The sequence below is a fragment of the Curtobacterium sp. SP.BCo genome (genome assembly GCF_051903265.1).
In the GTDB taxonomy this organism is placed as follows: Bacteria; Actinomycetota; Actinomycetes; order Actinomycetales; family Microbacteriaceae; genus Curtobacterium.
Genome location: NZ_CP194337.1, coordinates 346,621 through 362,642, shown reverse-complemented (window position 1 = coordinate 362,642; position 16,022 = coordinate 346,621). Strand labels below are relative to the sequence as shown.

Annotated in this window: 16 protein-coding genes; all 16 read left to right on the top strand. The window is 68.7% G+C overall.

The features are described from left to right. Position 1: 1 nt before the first annotated feature. The 16 genes from ACRQ4B_RS01690 (at position 2) to ACRQ4B_RS01615 (ending at position 15,846) form a co-directional block, all read left to right on the top strand. Positions 2-538 carry a type II secretion system protein gene (locus ACRQ4B_RS01690; protein ID WP_439692976.1) on the top strand — a complete coding sequence of 179 codons (537 nt, stop codon included), beginning with the start codon at positions 2-4 and terminating at the stop codon, positions 536-538. Between the two features lie 100 nt (positions 539-638). After that, positions 639-2,000, top strand: a complete 1,362-nt coding sequence (locus ACRQ4B_RS01685) for a type IV pilus modification PilV family protein (protein ID WP_439692975.1) — start codon at positions 639-641, stop codon at positions 1,998-2,000. Further along, positions 1,997-2,686, top strand: coding sequence for a PulJ/GspJ family protein (locus tag ACRQ4B_RS01680; protein ID WP_439692974.1), 690 nt, complete (start codon positions 1,997-1,999; stop codon positions 2,684-2,686). The genes ACRQ4B_RS01685 and ACRQ4B_RS01680 overlap by 4 nt, the downstream gene beginning before the upstream one ends. Positions 2,687-2,736: 50 nt before the next feature. Beyond that, a complete protein-coding gene (locus ACRQ4B_RS01675; RefSeq protein WP_439692973.1) occupies positions 2,737-4,470 on the top strand; it encodes a hypothetical protein in 1,734 nt (577 codons plus the stop codon). Continuing rightward, complete coding sequence (locus ACRQ4B_RS01670; protein ID WP_439692972.1) at positions 4,467-5,306, top strand: prepilin peptidase; 840 nt, start codon at positions 4,467-4,469, stop codon at positions 5,304-5,306. Before ACRQ4B_RS01675 ends, ACRQ4B_RS01670 begins: the two co-directional genes overlap by 4 nt. Positions 5,307-5,329: 23 nt before the next feature. Next, positions 5,330-6,385 carry a type IV pilus assembly protein PilM gene (pilM, locus tag ACRQ4B_RS01665; RefSeq protein WP_439692971.1) on the top strand — a complete coding sequence of 352 codons (1,056 nt, stop codon included), beginning with the start codon at positions 5,330-5,332 and terminating at the stop codon, positions 6,383-6,385. Beyond that, positions 6,382-7,134, top strand: a complete 753-nt coding sequence (locus tag ACRQ4B_RS01660) for a hypothetical protein (RefSeq protein ID WP_439692970.1) — start codon at positions 6,382-6,384, stop codon at positions 7,132-7,134. Before pilM ends, ACRQ4B_RS01660 begins: the two co-directional genes overlap by 4 nt. Then, positions 7,131-7,922 (top strand): type 4a pilus biogenesis protein PilO, encoded by a 792-nt coding sequence (locus tag ACRQ4B_RS01655; RefSeq protein ID WP_439692969.1) that lies wholly within the window; start codon positions 7,131-7,133, stop codon positions 7,920-7,922. The genes ACRQ4B_RS01660 and ACRQ4B_RS01655 overlap by 4 nt, the downstream gene beginning before the upstream one ends. Positions 7,923-7,955: 33 nt before the next feature. Then, complete coding sequence (locus ACRQ4B_RS01650) at positions 7,956-8,822, top strand: CBU_0592 family membrane protein (RefSeq protein WP_439692968.1); 867 nt, start codon at positions 7,956-7,958, stop codon at positions 8,820-8,822. Between the two features lie 25 nt (positions 8,823-8,847). Beyond that, positions 8,848-9,306 (top strand): DUF6121 family protein, encoded by a 459-nt coding sequence (locus ACRQ4B_RS01645; protein ID WP_439692967.1) that lies wholly within the window; start codon positions 8,848-8,850, stop codon positions 9,304-9,306. A 35-nt stretch (positions 9,307-9,341) separates the two neighbouring features. Next, positions 9,342-10,475, top strand: a complete 1,134-nt coding sequence (locus ACRQ4B_RS01640) for a hypothetical protein (RefSeq protein WP_439692966.1) — start codon at positions 9,342-9,344, stop codon at positions 10,473-10,475. A 535-nt stretch (positions 10,476-11,010) separates the two neighbouring features. Beyond that, the gene (gene rpsL, locus ACRQ4B_RS01635) at positions 11,011-11,379 is read left to right on the top strand and encodes a 30S ribosomal protein S12 (RefSeq protein ID WP_071292552.1); all 369 of its coding nucleotides are present in this window, start codon (positions 11,011-11,013) and stop codon (positions 11,377-11,379) included. A 4-nt stretch (positions 11,380-11,383) separates the two neighbouring features. Continuing rightward, on the top strand, positions 11,384-11,854 hold the full coding sequence (rpsG, locus tag ACRQ4B_RS01630) for a 30S ribosomal protein S7 (protein ID WP_058728452.1): 471 nt from the start codon (positions 11,384-11,386) through the stop codon (positions 11,852-11,854). Positions 11,855-11,943: 89 nt separating this feature from the next. Further along, positions 11,944-14,058: an elongation factor G gene (gene fusA, locus ACRQ4B_RS01625; RefSeq protein ID WP_439692965.1), complete on the top strand. Its 2,115-nt coding sequence runs from the start codon at positions 11,944-11,946 to the stop codon at positions 14,056-14,058. Between the two features lie 147 nt (positions 14,059-14,205). Beyond that, positions 14,206-15,393, top strand: coding sequence for an elongation factor Tu (gene tuf / locus ACRQ4B_RS01620; RefSeq protein WP_439692964.1), 1,188 nt, complete (start codon positions 14,206-14,208; stop codon positions 15,391-15,393). A gap of 174 nt (positions 15,394-15,567) precedes the next feature. Then, the gene (locus tag ACRQ4B_RS01615) at positions 15,568-15,846 is read left to right on the top strand and encodes an antitoxin (protein ID WP_439692963.1); all 279 of its coding nucleotides are present in this window, start codon (positions 15,568-15,570) and stop codon (positions 15,844-15,846) included. The last annotated feature ends 176 nt before the right edge of the window (positions 15,847-16,022 follow it).

Here is a 16,022-nt window from a genome sequence, read left to right as displayed (position 1 = left end):
AATGGAAGAAGTCATGTACTTCGCGCTCATGGGCAAGCTGAACGCTCGCCGCAACGAACTCGTCAAGGACTCCGAGAAGGGCTTCACCCTCATCGAGCTCCTGGTCGTCGTGATCATCATCGGCATCCTCGCCGCGATCGCCATCCCGGTGTACCTGGGTGTGCAGAACAACGCGAAGGACTCGGGCGTGCAGAACGACGTCTCGAACTTCAAGACCGCGGTCGTGAGCATCTCGACGCAGAACAGCAACGCGCTTCCCGGTACGATCACGGCGACGTCCGGGACGGCCACCACGAACGGCCTCGGCGCCGCGGGTGTCTCCGGTGGACAGACCTGGCTCGCCGCTGGCGCCACCTGGAGTGACGCCGAGACCCGCCTGGTCTACAACCCGGGCAGCGGCACCGGCGCCAACACGTTCTGCGTGATGGGTGTCAGCAGCACCGGGAAGTCCTTCGCTGCGACCGAGACCCAGGGCGTCAAGTCCGGCAGCTGCAGCGGCGCTACCTTCTCCTCCGCGACGTTCACCGCGGGCTCCTAACAACCACCGTGCAGGGGTCGGGGCCGCGCCCCCGACCCCTGCACATCGCGTGCGAAGCGGTCCCGGAGGAGGTGTCGAATTGTTCACAAGTCGAGCTCGCGTGGAAGCCCGTGACGAGGGCTTCACGCTCGTCGAGGTCATCGTCGCGATCACCGTGTTCGGCATCATCATCGCCGGTGCACTGGTCGGTGTCGTTTCCGTGATGCGGGTGACCTCCGACAACTCGGCCCGAGCGCAGGCGACCAACCTCGCGGCCGGCGCCATCGACACCGCGCGCATCGAGGCCCAGAACAACATCACCGGCATGGCCGGCAGCACGGACCAGCCGACGGTGGACGGTCGCCAGTACACGGTCAAGCGGACCCTCGACTGGCAGTACACCGACGGAACGACGAACCGGTGCTCCGCGACGGCCTCCGGGACAACCGCCCAGCTCCTCTTCCTCAACGTGCACATCAAGGTGACCTGGCCCGGTATGGGCTCGGCCGCTCCGGTCACCCAGGAGACGGTGTTCTCCCCGTCGACCAAGATCAACGACCCGACGCTCGGTACGATCCTCGTCCAGGTGCAGTCGATCACCGGGAGTGGTGGTGTCGGCGGCGTGAACGCGACCATCGCTCCGGCGACGACGGTCCCCGCGAACACGGCGAAGTCACTGTCGACGCAGCCCGACGTCACGAACCAGGACGGCTGCACGGTCGCGATCAAGGTGACGCCCGGCACGTACACGGTGACGCTCGGACCGCCCTCCGGCCAGTACCGCGATCAGGAGCAGTCCGCCACACCCTCGAAGACCGTGGTGGTCAAGGCCGGTCAGTCGAGCGGGGCCTCGTTCAACTACGATCCCGCCATCGCGGTGTCGATGAACTACGCGAACAACGGCTCCGGCGCGCTGCTGCCCACGAACCTCGTGACCTCGTTCGTCAGCACCTACGGCACCTACAAGGCGACCGGGACGAGTGCGACGCAGTACCTCAGCCCGATCGGGTCCGGGTACGTCGTGTACCCGGGCGTGTACGACTCGAACGTCACGAACGCCGACACGACGACGAACCCGAACAGCTGCCTCTCCACCGACCCCACGATGTGGCCGAAGGCCAGCGACGGCCGCATCGGCAAGACCCCGACGCCGTCGGTGTCGAAGGACCAGCTCACCGCGAACGTCGCGATGGGGCTGGTGACGGTGACGATCAACAAGTCGGACACGATCCTGACCGCGAGGACGGCCACCGCTGCCGGCGGGGACCCGGGGTGCAAGGTCACCCAGAGCTACTCGTTCACACGCACCGCGACCGGCACGTCGGGGACGACCGACATCACGCTCGCGCTCCCCTACGGCACGTGGTCGGTCACCAGCCAGAAGAACTCCAGCTCGGCCGCGGTGAACGTGACGGCGAAGGGGTTGATCGGCGTCATCCTGAACTCCGGTTCGGTGACCCTCGACCCGAGGACGGCGCCGTGATCCAGCGCATCCGGTCCGTCGTCCGAGGCGAGCGGCGTGACGAGGGACTCACCCTCATCGAGCTCCTCGTCGCGATGAGTCTGTTCGGGGTCCTGCTCGCGATCGTCGGCGGCACGTTCTACTCGATCACCCGGGCGACGACGTTCGCGGCCGCGCGCGACCAGAACAGCCGGAACGCGTCGAACGCGATGAACGAGATCGTCCGCCAGGTGCGTGCCGCGGCGGACAACCCGAACGTCGGGGCGGCCGACACCCCGGCGTTCCTCTCGGCCGGGCCGACGTCCATGCAGTTCACGACACTCGTCGCCACGGGGCGCAACGCCGTGCCGCAGCAGGTCACGTTCTCGGTGAGCGCTGCCGGCGTGCTCACCGAGAAGGTCATCGCGGGTTCCACCACGGACAACGCGTACTACACGTTCCCCGGCGCCGGTTCGACGTCCACGATCGCCTCGTCGATCGAGGTGCCGACGAGCACCGGCACGCCGGTCTTCCAGTACCTCGACGCCGGGAACACCCCCTTGACGAACGGTGCGAGCGCGTTGACGACCGACCAGGTCGGTCAGATCGCCTTCGTCAAGGTCACCCTGCGCTTCTCGTCCACGGCGAGCACCCTCAAGAACGGCATCACCCTGCAGAACACCGTGGGGCTGCCGAACCTCCTCGAACCGACGGGAGACCCGACGTGATCCGGCTCCGCCGCCTCCTCCACTTTGACGCCGTGCGCGACGATCGCGGCATGGCCCTGGCCATCGCCGTGATCTTCGGGACGGTCGTCGTGTTCATGATCGCGACGGCGACGTCGGTCGCCGTCGCCGGCATCAAGAAGTCCTCGACCGACTCCGACTGGAACGCCGCCCTGAGTGCCGCGTACGCGGGGGTGCAGGACTACGAGGCCCGCCTGTCGAACGACACCGGGTACACCCAGTACGGCAACCCGGCGGCACCGTTCTCGTCGACCAGCACCGGCCTCACGCTGCCGACCGCCGGTGCGACGAACGCGGCGTTCGGGTCGGGCGCGACCGGCACCTGGGCCACCGTCCCCGGCGGCGACGGCAAGTCGTTCTACCGGTACGAGGTCGACGCCTCCAAGTACTACGACACCGGCACCATCCGGATCCGCGCGACCGGCAAGGTGGGGTCGGCGGTCCGCTCGGTGGTGGCGAGCATCCGGCAGCAGGGCTTCATCGACTTCCTGTACTTCACCGATTACGAGATCCAGGACCCGGTGATGACGAACGTCGACACCGCCACGTGTGTCAAGCACGCGTGGGAGGGGCGGCCGACCTCGCGGACGAGCAACCTGTGCGGTGAGATCGCCTTCAGCGGCGGCGACACGATCGACGGGCCGGCACACTCGAACGACACGATGCGCATCTGCCAGGCGACGTTCACGAAGCAGATCACGACGTCGAACCCGACGTCGGGCCTCCGCTACAACAAGGTCGACTCGAACGGCGCGAGCTGCACCGGTCAGAACTTCCCAGCGGGGGTGACCCAGCCGGCGTTCACGTCGACCATCGGCATGCCGTCGACCAACGCGCAGCAGAAGGCGGCCACGCAGTACAACACGGCGGCGACGGCGACCCGGAGCCCGGGATGCCTCTACACGGGGCCGACGGACATCACCTTCAACGCCGACGGGACGATGACGGTCAAGTCCCCGCGGTCGATCAAGACCCAGACGGACGCGACCGACCCGACGAAGGGCCAGACCCCGACGGCGTGCGGACTGCCGGGCACCGGGGCGGGGCAGCTCGGTTCCACCACCGGGGCGACGGTCCCCGTGCCGGCCAACAACCTGATCTACGTGCAGAACGTTCCGCAGGCAGGGGATGCGAACGCGACGACCACGGCCAAGCTCGCCGACGCCTGCAACACCGGGAACGGCGTCGGGTACCCGCGGTCCGGTGAGGCGCAACTGAGCACCTCCCCGTGCAGTTACGGCACGCGATCGGGCGACGCCTTCGTGCACGGCGTCCTCGACGGCCAGGTGACGGTCGCCGCGGAGAACTACCTCTACGTCACCGGTGACCTCACCTACGCCGACCGCGGATCGGACATGCTCGGGCTCACCGCCACCAACGCCGTCATGGTCTGGAACCCGGTGCAGGCCGTGGCCTGTGGGCGGAGCACCTGCTACACGTCGATCCTCGGCGACACGGACCGTGAGATCGACGCCGCCATCATCTCCGCCGCGCACACCTTCCAGGTGCAGAACTACGGGTACGGCGGCGACCGCGGGACACTGACGGTGTACGGGGCGATCGCGCAGAAGTTCCGTGGCGTCGTGCGTTCCGGATCGAACGGCTACATCAAGGCGTACACCTACGACGCCCGACTGAAGCACTCCGCTCCGCCGAGCTTCCTCAACCCCGTCACCACCACCTACGGCGTGACGACGATGGCAGAGGTCTCTCCGGCGTACACGACCTCGGGCGACTGCGTGAAGAAGGCAGGTGTCTGCGTATGACCGCGCTCCAGCAACTCACGGTGGTCCTCGTCGGACTCGCCGGCGTCCTCGGTCTCCTGATCGGCTCGTTCCTCAACGTCGTCGTGTACCGGGTGCCCGCCGGCATGTCGGTCGTCCGGCCGGCGAGCGCCTGTCCCCGGTGCGGCCACGAGATCCGCGGGTTCGACAACGTGCCGGTGCTGTCCTGGATCGTGCTCCGCGGTGCCTGCCGGGACTGCGGCGACCGCATCTCCGCGCGGTACCCCCTGGTCGAGGCAGCCACCGCTGCGTTGTTCGCGGTCGTCGCCGGCATCGTGCTGGCACGTGCCGTCGGCGCCGGCGCGACGCTTGCCCCGACGGTGGGGATGCTCGTCGCCCTGCTCTACCTGATGGCGATCACCGTGGCGCTGGCGCTCATCGACGTCGACACCCACCGGCTGCCGGACAAGATCGTCCTGCCGGCGTACGGGGTGCTCGCGGTGCTCCTCGCCGTGACGTCCGCGACCTCCGGGGACTGGTGGGCACTCGCGCGCGGCGGCATCGGCATGCTCGTGCTCCTCGCCGTGTACTTCGCGCTCGCCGTCGCGGTCCCCGGCGGGATGGGGATGGGCGACGTCAAGCTGGCCGGTGTGCTCGGCCTCGTCCTCGCGTACCTCGGATGGGGACCCCTCGCAGTGGGAGCTTTCGGCGGGTTCGCCCTCGGAGCTATCTTCGCCATCGGTCTCCTCGCCGCCCGCCGCGCCAAGCGGGGGAGCGGGATCCCGTTCGGACCGTGGATGCTCGCCGGAGCTTGGCTCGGCATCCTCTGCGGCGGCCCGTTGTGGGACGCCTACACCGGCCTCATCGGCCTCACCTGAACCGCCCGGAGAAAGCGATCACCATGACGAGCAACGTCGTCGGCATCGACATCGGCAGCGTGTCCATCCGCGCGGTCGAGGTCGCCCGCTCCCGGAAGGGCGTCGCGTCCATCGAGCGCATCGCCGAGGTCCCCCTGCCTGCCGGCTCGACCCAGCGGGGCGAGGTGCTCGAGACGAACACGATCGCGGGCGTCCTGCGGCAGCTGTGGGCCATCGGGAAGTTCAAGACGAAGGACGTCGCCCTCGGGATGGGCAACCAGCGGGTGCTCTCCCGTGACCTCACGGTCCCGAAGGCGCCGCTGGCGCAGATCCGCGAGTCGTTGCCGTTCCAGGTGCAGGAACTCCTGCCGGTCCCCGTGGGTGACGCGATCCTCGACTTCTACCCGACCGGTGAAGGGTTCGGCGAGTCCGGCCCGGTCGTGCACGGATTGCTCGTGGCAGCGGTGAAGGACGCCGTCCTCGCGAACGTCCGGGCCGTCCAGCTCGCCGGCCTCAACCCCGTCGGGGTCGACCTCATCCCGTTCGCGCTGAGCCGTGTGCTCACACCGATCGGCGGAGTCGGCGGGACCGTCGCGCTCGTCGAGGTCGGTGGCAACACGAGCACCGTCGTGATCAGCATCGACGGCGTGCCGCAGTTCGTGCGCATCATCCCGACCGGCGGTGACGAGGTGACGAAGCAGGTCGCCCTCCGCCTGGAGATCCCCGCCGAGCAGGCCGAAGCCGTCAAGCGCTACATCGGGATGGGCGCACGGGCGCAGACCCCGGACGACCAGCGTGCCGCTGTGGTCATCCGCGAGGCCGCGCAGGAGCTCATCGCCAGCATCCGCAACACCCTGAACTACTTCGCGAACACCAAGGACGAGGGGCGTCCGATCGGTCGGATCGTGCTCGCCGGTGCGGGCAGCGACCTCGCCGGTTTCCGGGAGGCGCTCGCGGAGTCGACCGACGCGCAGGTCGTCGTCGGGGACGCCTTCACGGGCGTCCGTCGTGCCCGGGGCGTCGAAGCAGCCGTCGTCGAGCAGCGCGGCACGTCCCTCGCCGTGGCGTGGGGCCTGGCAGCAGGAGGACGAGCAGCATGACCGAGAGTCTGACCAAGCCGCCGATCGGCGCGCGCCTCGGCAGGTCCAAGCGCGCTCGGAACGCCACCGAGACGCGGGTCGAGCGGCCGGGGAAGCCCGGGAAGGCGGCATTCGTCGTCGGCGGGACGCCCCGGGCCGACCTGCTGCCCGCCGAGGTCCTCGTCCACCGTCGACAGCGGGCCACGGTCCGTCGGGCCTGGCTCGGGGTGATCGTGGTCGCAGCGGTCGTCGCGCTCGGCGTGGGTGTGTCGACCATGGACAGCATCTCGTCGGCCTCCCAGCTCCGCGCGGCGCAGGACGAGGGCACCTCCCTGCTCCAGCAGCAGGGACAGTACGCAGAGGTGCGGAAGGTCGAGTCGCGCACCGCGCTCGCCGAGGCCGGTCAGGCCGTGGGTGGGGCGCCGGAGATCGACTGGAGCACGTACCTGGGCAAGGTGCAGGCGTCGCTCCCGACCGGCGTGACGATCGTCGGCGTGACCGTGGACTCGGCGTCACCGCTCGAGCGCTACGAGCAGCCGACCACGCCGCTCCAGGGCGAACGCGTGGCGACGCTCACGTTCGAGGCCGACAGCCCGACCCTGCCCTCGATCCCCGACTGGCTCGACCGCGTCCACGGACTCACCGGCTTCGTCGACGCGAACGCGAACTCCGTGACGCTCACCAGCGAAACGGGGCACTACACGGTCGACATGACGGTCCACATCAACGAGCAGGCGTTCGACGGCAAGTACGCGGAGAAGGCGAAATGACCAAGAACCGGCTGCACCTCGTCATCGCGCTCGCGATCGGGGCCGTCGTCCTCGTGGGCGGTTTCTTCCTCGGTGTCCAGCCCCAGCTCGCCTCGGCCGCCGCGAACCGCGAGCAGCAGCAGTCGATCGACTCGACGAACGACACGTACCGCGCCGAGCTCGCCCGGCTCGCGGCACAGTCAGCGAAGTTGCCCGCGATGCAGCGTCAGGCCGCAGCGCTCGGGCGGTCCGTGCCGTCCTCGGCGGACACGTCGTCCTTCTACAAGGAGGTCAACGCAGTCGCCGCGTCCTCCGGGGTCACAGTGAGCGGCATCACGACCTCCTGGGCGGCCGCCTACACGCCCCCGGCCGCCGAGGCCGCTGCGGGGACGCCGACCGATTCGTCGACCGCCTCGGCCGGGAGCACCCCCGCGGCCACCCCGTCAGCGACGCCGTCAGCCCCGGCCGCCGCTGCTCCCGTCACGAACGCGCAGATCACCGCGTCGAACTTCTCGACGATCGCGATCAGCATCGACGTGACGGGTTCGTTCGAGCAGGCGCTCGCGTTCACGTCGGGCGTGCAGAACGGGGAGCGGCTCTTCCTCGTGAACGACATCAAGTCGGCGCGTGCCGAGACGACCGACGGCTCCACCACCGATGCCACGGCCGGCTCCGGAGCGACGACCTGGACCCTGTCCGGGTTCATCTACGTGCTGTCCGACGCAGCGTCGGCACAGTCCTCGCAGAAGTCGGAGAGCGGGTCCGGCACCTCCGCCGACACCTCCTCCACCACCGCCTCCAAGGGCTGACGAACCACCACCATCCGACCCCCACCAAATGGGGTGGGACGCGCCACGCCGAGCCCTCTTCCGTGGCGCGTTCCGGTGTGCTTACGATGCTCCCGACGTCGCGTTCGCGGCTGCTCATCCCCCTCTCGAACGGCCGCTCGAAATGGCCGCTCCTCGTCGTGCCCGGAGTCGCGCGTGTTGGCTGGAATCGTGGAATTCCTCGGCTGGTTCGGAGCCGTAACTGTCCTAGCTGGTTACCTATTGTTCTCGATGGGCAAGCTCCCGAACGGGCCCGTCTACCAGCTCTTCAACCTCGTCGGGGGCTTGGCGGTGGCGATCAACGTCGCGGCGCACCACGCCGTCCCGTCGACGATCGTGAACGGCATCTGGGCGGTCGTCGCAGTGGTCGTCCTCGTCAAGATGGCGCGTGCGCGTCGCGCCGCGAAGCGCGGTGCACCGGCGGCGGAGCAGCCGGTGCTGCACACCGAGCCGGCGGCGACCACGGCGGTCCTCCCGATCATCGGCCCGGCGCTGCGTGACCACGGGTCCGAGGCGACGGAGCAGCCGGCGGCCGAACCGCGCCTCCAGTCCGTCACGACGGACGCGACGACGGTCGCGACGACCGACGCGATGACGGTCCCGACGACCGACGCGACGACGGTCGCGACGACCGACGCGATGACTGTCCCGGCGATCGACGCGACGACCGACGCGACCACGGACTCGACGACGGAAGCGACCACGCCCGCTGCCCCGATGACCGCGTCCATCCCGGTGATCACGGCCACGATCGCCCTCGCCCTCGTCGCAGCAGCCCAGGAACAGCACGACCAGCAGGAACAGCACGACCAGCAGGAACAGCACGACCAGCACGACCCGCACGACCGGCAGCCGCAGCACGCAGACCGCACCCCTGCCTGACGCCGGCCAGCGGTACGATCACCGCATGTCCCGGTGGTTGATCGCGACGATGACGTCGATCCTCTTCATCGCGCTCGTCATCGCGGTGACGGGCTTCGAGGCCCTGCTCGCCGACGTCGAGGTCATCTCGCAGCCCGACGCGACCCCGTACCTCGGCCCCGCGATGGTGCTGGCCGGTGCGGTCGTGGTGTTCCTGGCGACGGCGGTGGGCGCCCGCGACGGCAACCCGGGCGTCACCGGCCTCGTCGCAGCCGCGACGGCGTACCTGGTGATGCTCGGGGTCGGTGCGGTCGGCTACGCGCTGGTCCGGGGCGACGTCACCGAGCTGCTGGTGTTCCCGGCCGGCTACGCGCTCGGCCCGTTCGTGGTCGGCTCCGTGGTGGTGGCGCTCCTCTGCGTCGTCGGCGGGATCGCGATGAGCCGTCACCAGGCGAAGGCGGCGGAGGTCCCTGCGGCCACCGGCGATGACGGTGCGCGACGGTAGGATTCCGACCAGCACCAGCGGACGACGGGGGATCGATGACCGACCAGCACCAGGCCGACGGATGGGGTTCGGTCCCCAGTGTCGAGCAGATCAGCGGCACACGTGGGGCGCCGCTCGGTCCGGGGGCGCCGACTCCGCCTCCGCGCCGGAAGCTGCGCCGCGGGACGCTCGTCGGCATCATCGCGGGTGGGGCCGCGGTCGTGCTGCTGCTGGTGGCGGGGGTGGTCGGCTACTCGGTCGGCACGTCCACGCACTCGGCGGACCGTCCGGTCCGGGCCTTCCTCGACGACCTCACCGCCGGCAAGGTCGACGACGCCCTGCAGACCGCGGGCATCGACCACGACAAGGGTGACGTCCTCCTGACGGACGCCGCGTACGCCAGGGCGAAGGACCGCGTCACCGGGTACCGCATCGCGGCGACGCGCGACGACGGCGACACCGCGACGGTGACGGCGTACCTCCGGCAGGCCGGTCGTGACGTCTCGGCGACGTTCACCCTCGACAAGACGGGCACCGACTGGGGCGTGTTCCCGGTGTGGGCGCTCGAGGCACCGAAGCTCGGCGCGGTCGACGTGAGCGTGCGGGGTCCGGCCGGCGCGACCGTGCAGGTCGGTGGGCAGGACGTCACGACGTCGAAGGACGGCACGGCGACGCTGACGGCGCTCCCGGGCACGTACGACGTCGCGGTGGACGGCGGCAAGTGGTTCACCGCCGACGCGACGACGGCGACGGTGGCGGGTTTCGGCGGGACCGCTTCCAGCCCGGTCTCGATGACGACGAAGCTCACCGCCGCGGGCGCGCAGTCCGCCAAAGCCGCGGTGGACGCCTGGGTGGACGGCTGCATCGCCTCCACCGACGCGGCCCCGAAGGGCTGCAGCTTCTACGCGTACGGCGAGGACTCGGCGTACACGTACACGAACCAGAAGTGGACGCTCGACACCCGTCCGGTGGTGTCGGTGGGTGGCTGGCTCTCGAACGGCTGGCTGGTCACCACGACGACCTTCGGTCGGGCGACGTTCACGGCCGACATCTCGGGAGCGGGCGGCGTCGGGACCGCGTCGGCCGGCCCGATGAACGTGAACGCGAGCGGCTACATCACGGGCTTCACCGATGCGGGGGCGACGTTCCGCTCGGCGGTCGGCAACGGTTCGTCCGACAGCGGTTCCTGACCCGGCCGTCGTCGAGCACAGCAGTACCCCTGCCTGGAGGCGCGGTGCACCCCCGCCACGCTCGGCACCACGGACGCCCGTCCCGTCCACGGCTCGACCCGTCCACGGCCCGTCCCGTCCACGGCTCGACCCGTCCACGGCCCGACCCGTCCACGGCTCGACCCGTGCGGGCGGTCGCGGACGCGGAGGCGGACGCGCAGGCGGGCGCGTCTGCACGCGCCTCGACGCGCACGGGCGCGCCGGTCACGGCCGGGCGTCGCGCCCCGCGCGCAAGCGCGACCACGGGCTCTGGCGTGTTCGCCCACGGCGGCCGTGGCGGGCCTCCAGGGCGACGCGCCCGGATTGATTTCGCGAGGGTACGCGGGTAGTCTCTTCCGGGTGTGCGCCCTCGTGCGCGCCCGAAAAATCCGGCTCGACCCTCGGTCGACCGGACTCCGTCCCCCATCGTCGTCCGCCGTCAGGCGGCAATCAGCGTGGGACGAGGAAGCCGGCGGACCGCGTCGGCCAGAGAACACGAGCAGGACCAGGAGAACAGTTGCCTACTATTCAGCAGCTCGTTCGCAAGGGTCGTTCGCCGAAGGTCACCAAGACCAAGGCGCCCGCCCTGAAGGCGAACCCCCAGCAGCGTGGTGTGTGCACCCGCGTCTACACCACCACCCCGAAGAAGCCGAACTCGGCACTGCGCAAGGTCGCTCGTGTCAAGCTCTCGAACGGCACCGAGGTCACGGCCTACATCCCCGGTGAGGGCCACAACCTCCAGGAGCACTCGATGGTGCTCGTGCGCGGCGGTCGTGTGAAGGACCTCCCCGGTGTCCGCTACAAGATCATCCGCGGCGCGCTCGACACGCAGGCCGTGAAGAACCGTAAGCAGGCGCGTAGCCGCTACGGCGCGAAGAAGGGTTGAGCCAATGCCTCGTAAGGGTCCCGCCCCCAAGCGTCCCGTCGTCGCAGACCCGGTCTACGGCGCACCGATCGTCAGCCAGCTCGTGAACAAGATCCTGCTGGACGGCAAGAAGGGCCTCGCCGAGCGCATCGTCTACGACGCACTCGAAGGCGTTTCCGCCAAGAACCAGCAGGACGCCGTCGCGACGCTCAAGAAGGCGCTCGACAACGTCCGTCCGACCCTCGAGGTCCGCAGCCGCCGCGTCGGCGGCTCGACCTACCAGGTCCCGGTCGAGGTCAAGCCGCACCGCGCGAACACCCTCGCGCTCCGCTGGCTCACCTCGTACGCCAAGGCCCGTCGCGAGAAGACGATGACCGAGCGTCTCATGAACGAGATCCTCGACGCGTCGAACGGTCTCGGTGCCGCGGTCAAGCGCCGTGAGGACACCCACAAGATGGCCGAGTCGAACAAGGCCTTCGCCCACTACCGCTGGTAGTCCCGGCACCGTCCGGGCGCCGGTGGTCATGAACCGTCGGCGCCCCGGACGGACGCCAACCTCTCCTACAACTCTTCCGGAGGAACCCTGTGGCACAGGACGTGCTCACCGACCTGAACAAGGTCCGCAACATCGGCATCATGGCGCACATCGATGCCGGCAAGACCACGACGACCGAGCGCATCCTGTTCTACACGGGCATCACGCACAAGATCGGTGAGGTCCACGACGGCGCCGCGACGATGGACTGGATGGCGCAGGAGCAGGAGCGCGGCATCACGATCACGTCGGCCGCGACGACCTGCTTCTGGGACAACAACCAGATCAACATCATCGACACCCCCGGTCACGTGGACTTCACGGTCGAGGTGGAGCGCTCGCTCCGCGTCCTCGACGGTGCGGTCGCTGTCTTCGACGGCAAGGAGGGCGTCGAGCCCCAGTCCGAGACCGTGTGGCGTCAGGCGGACAAGTACAACGTCCCGCGCATCTGCTTCGTCAACAAGATGGACAAGCTCGGTGCGGACTTCTACTTCACCGTCGACACGATCATCAACCGTCTCGGTGCGGAGCCGCTCGTGCTCCAGCTCCCGATCGGTGCCGAGAACGACTTCGTCGGCATCATCGACCTCATCGAGATGCACGCCAAGGTCTGGCCGGGCGACGCCAAGGGTGATGTCACCATGGGCGCGCAGTACGAGGTCCAGGAGATCCCCGCTGACCTCCAGGCCCGTGCCGAGGAGTACCGCGGCAAGCTGATCGAGCGCGTCGCCGAGACCGACGACGCCCTGCTCGAGAAGTACTTCGGTGGCGAGGAGCTCACCAAGGACGAGATCAAGGCTGCGATCCGCAAGCTCACGATCTCCTCCGAGGTCTACCCCGTCCTCTGTGGTTCGGCCTTCAAGAACCGCGGTGTCCAGCCGATGCTCGACGCTGTCATCGACTACCTCCCGTCCCCGCTCGACGTGCCGCCGATGATCGGCCACGACGTCAAGGACGAGGAGAAGGAGATCATCCGCAAGCCGGATGCCTCCGAGCCGTTCTCCGCCCTCGCGTTCAAGGTCGCGGTGCACCCGTTCTTCGGTCGCCTCACCTACGTCCGCGTGTACTCCGGCTCGATCGAGTCCGGTGCCCAGGTCATCAACTCGACCAAGGGCAAGAAGGAGCGCATCGGCAAGATCTTCCAGATGCACTCCAACAAGGAGAACCCGGTCGACAACGTCACCGCCGGTCACATCTACGCGGTCATCGGTCTCAAGGACACGACCACGGGTGACACCCTCTGCGACCCGCAGAACCAGGTCGTCCTCGAGTCGATGACGTTCCCGGAGCCGGTCATCGAGGTCGCGATCGAGCCGAACACGAAGGCCGACCAGGAGAAGCTCTCCACGGCCATCCAGAAGCTCGCCGAAGAGGACCCGACGTTCCGCGTCGAGCTCAACGCCGAGACCGGTCAGACCACGATCAAGGGCATGGGCGAGCTCCACCTCGACATCCTGGTCGACCGCATGAAGCGTGAGTTCAAGGTCGAGGCCAGCGTCGGCAAGCCCCAGGTGGCCTACCGCGAGACGCTGACCAAGGTCGTCGAGCGCTACGACTACACCCACAAGAAGCAGACCGGTGGATCCGGTCAGTTCGCGAAGGTGCAGATCGCGCTCGAGCCCATGGAGGTCACGGCCGAGAAGGTCTACGAGTTCGAGAACGCCGTCACGGGTGGCCGCGTCCCGCGCGAGTACATCCCGTCGGTCGACGCCGGTATCCAGGACGCCATGCAGGTCGGCATCCTCGCCGGGTACCCGACGGTCGGCGTGAAGGCCATCCTCAAGGACGGCGCGGCGCACGACGTCGACTCGTCCGAGATGGCGTTCAAGATCGCCGGTTCCATCGCCTACAAGGAAGCCGCCCGCAAGGCCGGCCCCGCCATCCTCGAGCCGATCATGGCCGTCGAGGTGCGTACTCCCGAGGAGTACATGGGCGACGTCATCGGTGACCTCAACTCCCGTCGTGGCCAGATCGCCTCGATGGAGGACGCGTCCGGCGTCAAGGTGGTCCGCGCGAGCGTGCCGCTGTCCGAGATGTTCGGCTACGTCGGCGACCTCCGGTCGAAGACCTCTGGTCGTGCCGTCTACTCGATGACCTTCGAGACCTACAGCCAGGTCCCGGCCAAGGTCGCCGAGGAGATCATCGCGAAGAACGCGGGGGAGTAACGCTCCAGCGTTGCTCCACAGGCGGGGGCGCCCGGCGACGGGCCCCTCGCCACCAAGTAAAGTAAAGACACACACCGCGCACCAACGGTCCCGAGCCCATCCAGGGCCGGCCGGGGGTGTCGCTTCCGAGTCCTGAGGAGGACCCCAGTGGCCAAGGCCAAGTTCGAGCGCACCAAGCCGCACGTCAACATCGGAACCATCGGTCACGTCGACCACGGCAAGACGACGCTCACGGCGGCGATCACCAAGGTTCTGCACGACCAGTACCCGGACCTCAACGAGGCCCGTGACTTCGCGCAGATCGACAGCGCTCCCGAGGAGCGCGACCGCGGTATCACGATCAACATCTCCCACGTGGAGTACCAGACCGAGAAGCGTCACTACGCGCACGTCGACGCCCCCGGTCACGCTGACTACGTGAAGAACATGATCACGGGTGCGGCGCAGATGGACGGCGCGATCCTCGTGGTCGCCGCCACCGACGGCCCGATGCCCCAGACGCGTGAGCACGTGCTGCTCGCCCGCCAGGTCGGCGTCCCCTACATCGTCGTCGCGCTGAACAAGTCCGACATGGTGGACGACGAGGAGATCCTGGAGCTCGTCGAGCTCGAGGTCCGCGAGCTCCTCGGCTCGCAGGAGTTCGACGAGGACGCCCCCGTCGTGCAGGTCTCGGCGCTCAAGGCGCTCGAGGGCGACGACAAGTGGGTCAAGTCCGTCCAGGACCTGATGGCCGCCGTCGACGAGTCCGTTCCGGACCCGGTGCGCGCCACCGACCAGCCCTTCCTGATGCCGATCGAGGACGTCTTCACGATCACCGGTCGTGGCACCGTCGTCACCGGTCGTGTCGAGCGTGGCACGCTCGACCTCAACTCCGAGGTCGAGATCGTCGGCATCCGCCCGACGCAGAAGACCACGGTCACGGGCATCGAGATGTTCCGCAAGCTGCTCGACAAGGCCGAGGCTGGTGACAACACCGGTCTGCTCATCCGTGGCCTCAAGCGCGAGGACGTGGAGCGCGGCCAGGTCGTCGTGAAGCCGGGTTCGGTCACGCCGCACACGAACTTCAAGGCGAACGCGTACATCCTGACCAAGGACGAGGGTGGGCGTCACAACCCGTTCTACGCGAACTACCGCCCGCAGTTCTACTTCCGCACCACGGACGTCACCGGCGTCATCACGCTGCCCGAGGGCACCGAGATGGTCATGCCCGGCGACACCGTCTCCATGACCGTCGAGCTCATCCAGCCGATCGCCATGGAGCCGGGCCTCCGTTTCGCCATCCGTGAGGGTGGTCGTACGGTCGGCGCCGGTACGGTCGAGGAGATCACCAAGTAACTCCGGTTACCTGCTGCAGCGGGGTCGAGCCTTCGGGCTCGGCCCCGTTGTCGTTTCCTCACGATTTGCCTGCGCATCCCGGACAAGCCCGTGCGCCTGGTGCAGCATGTGGGCCAAGGGGTCGGGACGTCCGGCCATCGATCGGTCGGCTCGCCGGCCGGGCAGGGAGGCAGCATGGCCGGCTTCGACGACATCCAGAAGAACGTGTCCGCCAAGGCGCAGGAAGTCACCGACAAGGCGAAGGCGTTCGTCGACGAGAACCGCGACAAGATCGAGGAGGCCGTCAAGAGCGACAAGGCCGAGGAGGTCTCCGACAAGATCATCCACGGCCTCGCCGACGGCATCAAGAAGGTCACCGGCGGGAAGTTCGACGAGCAGATCGACAAGACCGCACAGGACCTCGACGACAAGATCGGGAACAACGGCGACTCCGGGACGACGTCCGGGGCCTAGAACCCCACACGGCACGACGACGCCCGTCCGGCACTGCGCCGGGCGGGCGTCCACGCATTGGGGGGCCAGTCTGTACCCCACACTGGGTGCAGCGGCGGCTGCCCGCATCTCGATACCGTGGAGTCGCGAGGCCGGACCGGCCCGCGTGGTGGCCCGAACCGCCCGCAGCTCGCACC